The sequence below is a fragment of the Lentiprolixibacter sp. genome, from assembly GCF_982873095.1.
In genome coordinates this window covers 1-6,759 of the sequence record NZ_CEYNTP010000156.1, presented here as the reverse complement: position 1 = coordinate 6,759, position 6,759 = coordinate 1, and the positions used below count along the sequence as shown (strand labels likewise).

Below are 6,759 nucleotides of genomic sequence, written 5' to 3'. Positions count from 1 at the left end.
ACCTCTTTCCAGGTGGCCCTGGGCGGTATTTGTCTTAGCAAGCGGGACAGCAAGTAAATAGTAACACCTGCTGTTTTCAATTCTTGTCGCTGTACCTTTAGGGTATTCATTTTACTGCTTAACTCCTCCTCTTTTTGGTGGAGTTCTTTCTCCTTGCTAATGAGCGTAGCCCTTAACTGTCTGGTTTTTCGAATTACCCAGAGTCGGATCCCGTACCAGAAAAAGAGGCCGGCACCAATAGCAAGCAGCAAGATACCCCATGGGGTGGTATACCAGCTCCTACGGATAACTATGCGCTGTTCACTCGCCCCGCTCCAGCCAAAGCCGCCGGGCTTTTGTGCACGCACCCGGAGCGTATATTGGCCGGGGTTGAGTCCACCTAAACGTAACTCGCCCGAAACGGGTACGTCCGTCCATTCAAGGTCCTGAATTTCTTCTTCAGCCAGGTCTGCCGGAAAGTATTTGTATTGATGACGTACCCCTTCTCCGGGATAGGTCACTGTAAGCACCTGTAACTGCACCTCTTCATCCTTACCATATTCTGGAAATTCACCGGATCCATTCCCCCTGCTGTCAGAAGTCAGGAACTGCACTACCGGTTTGGGGGTGCGCATGGGCCTTGGATTGAGCACAGAGGAATATACGATCCCTTCAGCGGTGCCTGTCCACAACCGGTTTTCTTTATCCAGCAGAATGCTTCGATAGGCAGCAATTTTTGAAGGTGTTCCACTAGCTTCATCAAACAACACATAGTTCAGATCCTGGTCAAGATGGAGCAAACCGCTGGTATCTGTGGCCAGCCAAAGGGTGCCATCGGGCATTGCACATACAGAACGCACCTCATTCAGGGTATAAGGGCCGAGGGGTATACGCTGTATGCGCTCGGTATCGTATCTGAGCAGACCGTCTGTAGTGGCCAGCCAAACCAGGCCCCTCTGATCCACCGCGAGGTCATGTACTTCAAAATTCCGGCTTACTTTAAAGGGGAATGGCCGGCTTTTATCCACAAAAACGTCCTGTTCCCTGTCGTAGGCAAAGAGGTAACCCGTTGTTCCTATTCCGGCCACATAAAGTTCATTCCTTCCCCCTTCATCGGCTACCAGTATGCGGCTTTGAAAGCCATCGTCCTCCCCGTATTCCCTAATATTTCCATCACGGGTGATCTTTGCAATACCCTTTATGGGGACTTGCAGGGGTGCCTGGCAAAACCAGACATCTCCGCGGTGGTCAGCTTTCATATAGAAGATCCCCCCTCCTCGTTTGCTCAGGTTGTACTCCCTGTCCAATACCCCACGGTTGTATTCTTTGATCACTCCTTCAGCGGTAGCAAACCAGCTTTTAGATCCAAAGGTTGCCATCGCTGTTACCCGGTTCAAATCCGGAACCTGTTCATAAGATTTTTCCTGTGTATTGACGCTAAACACATTCCCCTGGGAGATCAGCACCTCCTGTTCGCCCCTGGCCGCCATTCCCAGGACGTTGTCATGCGCCATCCCTACCACACTTTTAAAGTAGCTGGTATACAGCAACCCCAATGAATTATTTGTACTCACCCACAAGGTGCCTCCTGTTTGCATCTGGTCCGAAGAGAAGTATAAATGGTTGATCCCGGAGAAGGGCAGCTGTTCTACCCTGTGCGGGTCGTTAGAACCGTAGACGGCTTTGAGGGTAAGTAACTGGTCATCCACGGTAAAAATTGCTGGTTCCGATACCAGGTAAAACCTGCCCGCTCCGCCAGCTGTTACATAGGTGAAGGGAGTATTGGATATGAATTTTCGTCTGCTGGTAAGGATACGCCCGCGGGCATCCACCCTGATGTCATATATCCCCTGGCCAGCCACGAGCATCCGATCCCCTCCGATCCAGAGCCCCCGGGCTTTATCGTACCCGGGTACCCGGATGATCTTGTTTTCCCCGGGAACAAACCGGTACAGCCCACTGCCCGACACGACTATCCAAATATTCCCAAATTGGTCCTCTCCAAAGACCATAGCAGAAGATTTACTGATTCCTGGCAGGTTGATCATACCACAATTTCCGGCCTCACCCCTGCAGTAGCCTACAGACCCGTTGAGCTGACCTATCCACAGGCGATTTTGAGAATCCCAGAAGATTTGGGTGGGATACCCCAACTGTCCCTTTTCCAATTCCCGGGTTAACCAGGGGGAGATTTGAGGGGTCTTGTCCTGATAAAACAGCTTAAAGATTCCCGAATCATTAGAAAAGAGGAGGGTATCCCGGTGCATCCGGGTAAAAGACTTGATATACCGGCTCTCAAGGGAAATATTAAAATCCTCAAAGCGCATCCCATTAAACCGGAACAAGCCCTGATCTGTGCCCAGCCAGATAAAACCTTTGTTATCCTCTACCACCTGGTTCACTTTCTGAAAAGGAACATCCCCCCCCTGATAGCTCAGGTACCTAAAGCGTTGCGCATGGCTAGCGTGCAATAGACCAAGAAAACATATGAATAGCGCCAGGTACCGACTCATGGAACTGCAGGTTGGACAAGTACCTTAAATATATGAAAAAAGGGGGGATCCCCGGGTCGTAGTCCTTTATAAAATGGGCCCATCCAAAAATGGAAAAGCAGGAGAACAAACTCCTGCCTTTCCTCTATATAGCTTGGTTAGGATTTCCCTATTTAGGGTTGGCTTCCGCCTTTGTCCCATTTATAACTGAACCCGAACATAATCATATCCGTGGTCATGTCATAAGACACTTCACTTCCCGGGATAGCACCGTAAGGTGGCGATTGGGATATGAACTGAGGGTTGAGTAACGGACCACTGGTTGCCCCTCCACTATCACCATGGTGGTAAGTGGTATTCAATTCCAGACGATCACTCACTTCATAGGTGAGACCCAACTGGAAGGCATTTTTAATAATAGCTGTAGCCGGTACACTAAAGAAGGCCAGTTCATCATTTATAGGGTTGGTACTATAGGTATACCCTACCCTGAGGGGGAGCTTGTTTATCCCTTTGTACTGGATCCCTGCTGAGATAACGGAAATATTTTCCCATCCGAATCCTGCTACGGAAGCCGTAGATGTCCATCCTTTTGCCTCGAAACCTTCGGTGTTTTCATAGTCTACCAGCCGGTAATCCAGTGCCAGGTCAAAATCACCAGCCGAATAACCCAGGCCTAAGGAGTAGATCGCCGGGTAATTGATTTTAAAATCATTGGTATTTGTGGTATTATCCAAATAGGTGTTTTCCAGTTCGAAATCGCCGAAGGACTGTGTGGTCTTATAGGACAAACCGGCCTTGAATCCGGATCCGGAATCAAAGAATACCCCCAGCTGTGCACCGAATCCCAGTGCTGTAGCCTTATCTGTTGAGGGATATCCGGCTGCAGTTGGATTTGCCGTTGGATTGGGCTGCAGTTGGAGGTTCGCATAGTTAAAGTTGGGCTGTATCCCTATGGAGAACTGATCTGATAACTCATAGGCATAAGTAAAGCCTATTTGCAATAGAATGTACTCCGATTCCACGCGGCCAAATCCACCAAATTCCTGAGGTGCATTGATCGGGTTGCTCGCGTTTTCCGGGAAGGTCACCCCAAATCCACTGATACCAAATGCAGAAGCCCCAAAGGTATGCGGGCTGTCTGGTTTCCCCCAGACAACAGCCAGGGCGGGGAGTGGCGACATACCGCGGTCATCCTCTGTAGTCCCGCTAAAGAAGTTCCCGGTGGGCTGGCCACTGGTGTCGAACTCCGGCACTGTTGATTGCAATTCCGGAGCCGAATAGAAGAGGCCCACATCAAAACGTAGTTCTGTACCATCAAATACAGAGATAGCGGCCGGGTTCCAGTGCAGGGCACCGGAGATATCCAGAGGCTGCCCTGTTGACGCGCCACCCATGGACATATTAACAGAACCCACACCCTGCATGATGTGGCCTGTTTGTCCAAAGGCAAAGGCCGCCGATAACAATACCGATAAATTCAACAGAAAGTTTCTCATAATAAAACAGTTTAGTTTGCAAAAATTAGTACGCCAGGGCCCCTTTAACTAGGATATAATCCTGGAATTGTCTGCCCAAAACTAGACCGAAAACACCTCACTTTTCATGATAAAAGTCATATATCCGTTTAGCCCCTGAACTTCCTGTCTTGAGGAGGAAAAAATTATTTAAATAGCTGATTTTCAGCAGTAAAGTAACATTTGTTACACAACTGCCAGCAGGGGAAAGATTTATGATTTATGTCATGTTTTCCTCTTGAAGACTCTTCTTACTTTTACGGTGAATTTTGGAGACATCTCCAACACATACAATCCCATAATTAAAAATTACATTAAAATGAAAAACTTGTTAATCTTGGGCGCGGGCACCTCGGGAACCATGATGGCCAACCATTTGGTGTCCAAGCTCCCGAAGAGAGAATGGCAGATTACCATTGTAGATCAAAATAAAACCCATTATTACCAACCGGGTTTTCTCTTCCTGCCTTTTGACATTTACACCGAAGAACAGGTAAAAAAAGACGGAAAAAAGTTTATTCCCAAGGGTGTAAACTACATTCAGGAAGGTATTGAACTCATCCGGCCTGAGGCCAATGAAGTGGACCTTAAAAACGGGCAAGCACTGCCTTATGACCTTCTGATCATAGCGACCGGCAGCAAAATTGCTCCGGATGAAATTGAAGGTATGGATGGCCCGAACTGGTATAAGAACATCTTTGATTTTTACACCTATGAAGGTGCTGTTGCCCTGCGGAACAAACTTCGCGAATGGGAAGGTGGAAAACTGGTGGTACACGTAACCGAAATGCCCATAAAATGTCCGGTTGCCCCGCTGGAATTCGCCTTCCTTGCTGATTCTTACTTCAAGAACAAAGGAATGCGGGATAAAGTAGACATTACTTATGTAACCCCTTTGGGCGGTGCCTTTACCACGCCACGTGCTGCTGACGCTTTTGACCACCTGCTGGAAGAAAAAGGGATCAGGGAGGTAACCGATTTTAATATAGAACGGGTAGATTACGAGAATAACAAGATCATCGACTACGCCGATGAGGAGGTTCCCTATGACTTGTTGGTCACCGTACCCACCAATATGGGTGATGACCTAATTGAACGCTCAGGAATGGGGGACGACCTTAATTTCATACCTACTGATAAAGGCACCTTGCAGTCCAAGGAGTACGAAAACATTTTTGTTATAGGAGACGCTACCAATGTCCCAACTTCAAAAGCAGGTTCCGTAGCACATTTTGAGGCGGAAATCCTCACAGAGAATATTGTACGCTACGCAAAAGGTGAAGCTTTGGAAGAACAGTTTGACGGCCATGCCAACTGTTTCGTAGAAACTGGCAATGGAAAGGCCTTGCTCATAGATTTTAACTATGACCACGAACCTGTAGAAGGTACCTTTCCCCTCCCTGGAATTGGTCCCCTTAAGTTACTTAAGGAAAGTAAGACCAACCACATGGGGAAAATGGCCTTTAAGTGGGTTTATTGGAATATGCTCCTAAAAGGCAGGCCTATACCTTTTGTGTCTGCCGCTATGAATGAAAAAGGAAAAAAATTTGAAAAAGTATCTTAATACATAAAATCGAAAACAATGAAAAAAGCAATAGCAAACAGGGAAATAGACGTTAACGAAGAAGGGTATCTGCTCGACTTCAGCCAGTGGGACAAAGAGGTAGGTGAGTCTTTGGCCAAGGAAAATGGCATTGAGATGACCGATAAGCATTGGGAGGTAATTCAGTACCTGCAGGACAAGCACCATGGGGGAGAGGCCCTTTCCGTGAGGGGGATCAAGAAAAGTGGCGTAATCAATATCAAGGAGTTTTACGCATTATTCCCAGGGGGACCCTTGAAAAAATCCACGTTGATCGCAGGTATCCCGAAACCTAAAAGTTGTATTTAAACCCAAAAAATAGTAAAAACGTAAGGCGAAAGCCATGAATACCAAAACATAGAAAAATGAGTGAAACCAAAGTAAAAAAGATGCTTTTCATCCTCTCCAAGGGGACGTTGGAAAACGCTTACGCAGCCTTTGTTATGGCCAATGGCGCCCGTATGGAAGGTATTGAGGCCGAGATATTCTTTACCTTCTTTGGCCTGGAAGCCATACAGAAAAAGAAGCTCGAACATTTGCATGTAGCCACTGTGGGAAACCCTGCCATGCACATGCCTACCATGCTTGGAGGTTTACCGGGGGTAGAAGCCCTGGCTTCCAAGATGATGAAAAAAGAAATGGAAAAACTGGATATGCCCACTGTTGGGGAATTCCTGGAAATCCTTTCAGACTCCGGCTGTAAATTATGGGGTTGTAAGCTAGCTGTAGACATGTTTCACCTGGAAGAAGAAGATCTGATCGATGAATTGGATGGCATCTTAACCATTGGTGATTTTTACAGCCGCGCAAATGAAGAAGGTACACACCTGTTATTCATTTAAAACGTGTTTCGGCCAGCTTATTATAAAAACGGGGACCCTAAAGTCCCCGTTTTTTTACCAATCAATCAACAACATCAGACGTTCTTACCTTTCATCATCTTATTCCAGTACAGGTAAGGCAATCCATATTTTTTAAACATCCACAATCTCCAGTGCTCTTTATCACTGTTGAATACCAGCATGCGCTTGAGTTTGGGGTCCGGAATAAAATTGTTCTTATAGTCGAACTCCGCCAGCACCATTTTTCCATAGGCCGTTACCAATGGACAGGAAGAATAACCGTTGTATGAGGTATTGCTGGCCTCCTTGTCCTTTATCATCATCAGGATATTCTCTACAACAACTGG

The 6,759-nt window shown here is 47.0% G+C and carries 5 protein-coding genes and 1 pseudogene; 3 read left to right on the top strand and 3 right to left on the bottom strand.

Annotated elements, in window-relative coordinates:
* Positions 1–2,492 (bottom strand): ligand-binding sensor domain-containing protein (locus AC4E7D_RS09880; RefSeq protein ID WP_490173635.1); only part of this gene is annotated, 2,492 nt, incomplete at its 3' end.
* Positions 2,493–2,644: 152 nt separating this feature from the next.
* Positions 2,645–3,970: an OmpP1/FadL family transporter gene (locus tag AC4E7D_RS09875; RefSeq protein WP_490173634.1), complete on the bottom strand. Its 1,326-nt coding sequence runs from the start codon at positions 3,968–3,970 to the stop codon at positions 2,645–2,647.
* A 337-nt stretch (positions 3,971–4,307) separates the two neighbouring features.
* On the opposite strand from AC4E7D_RS09875, the gene sqr reads away from it, so the two are divergent.
* The 3 genes from sqr to AC4E7D_RS09860 are packed head-to-tail and all read left to right on the top strand — an operon-like array spanning position 4,308 to position 6,412.
* On the top strand, positions 4,308–5,552 hold the full coding sequence (gene sqr, locus AC4E7D_RS09870; protein ID WP_490173633.1) for a type III sulfide quinone reductase, selenoprotein subtype: 1,245 nt from the start codon (positions 4,308–4,310) through the stop codon (positions 5,550–5,552).
* A gap of 18 nt (positions 5,553–5,570) precedes the next feature.
* Positions 5,571–5,879 (top strand): TusE/DsrC/DsvC family sulfur relay protein, encoded by a 309-nt coding sequence (locus AC4E7D_RS09865; RefSeq protein ID WP_490173632.1) that lies wholly within the window; start codon positions 5,571–5,573, stop codon positions 5,877–5,879.
* Positions 5,880–5,935: 56 nt separating this feature from the next.
* Entirely contained in the window at positions 5,936–6,412 is a 477-nt protein-coding gene (locus AC4E7D_RS09860) for a DsrE/DsrF/DrsH-like family protein (protein WP_490173631.1), read from the top strand.
* 74 nt (positions 6,413–6,486) lie between these two features.
* On the opposite strand, the pseudogene AC4E7D_RS09855 reads toward AC4E7D_RS09860, so the two are convergent.
* Positions 6,487–6,759 (bottom strand): annotated as a pseudogene (locus AC4E7D_RS09855) (NAD(P)/FAD-dependent oxidoreductase); the annotation flags it as partial.

What these genes read in the sequence shown, in the direction of transcription:
- sqr (WP_490173633.1), top strand. Translation starts at nt 4,308, where the DNA reads ATGAAAAACTTGTTAATCTTGGGCGCGGGCACCTCGGGAACCATGATG.
- AC4E7D_RS09875 (WP_490173634.1), bottom strand. Translation starts at nt 3,970, where the DNA reads ATGAGAAACTTTCTGTTGAATTTATCGGTATTGTTATCGGCGGCCTTT.
- AC4E7D_RS09860 (WP_490173631.1), top strand. Translation starts at nt 5,936, where the DNA reads ATGAGTGAAACCAAAGTAAAAAAGATGCTTTTCATCCTCTCCAAGGGG.
- AC4E7D_RS09865 (WP_490173632.1), top strand. Translation starts at nt 5,571, where the DNA reads ATGAAAAAAGCAATAGCAAACAGGGAAATAGACGTTAACGAAGAAGGG.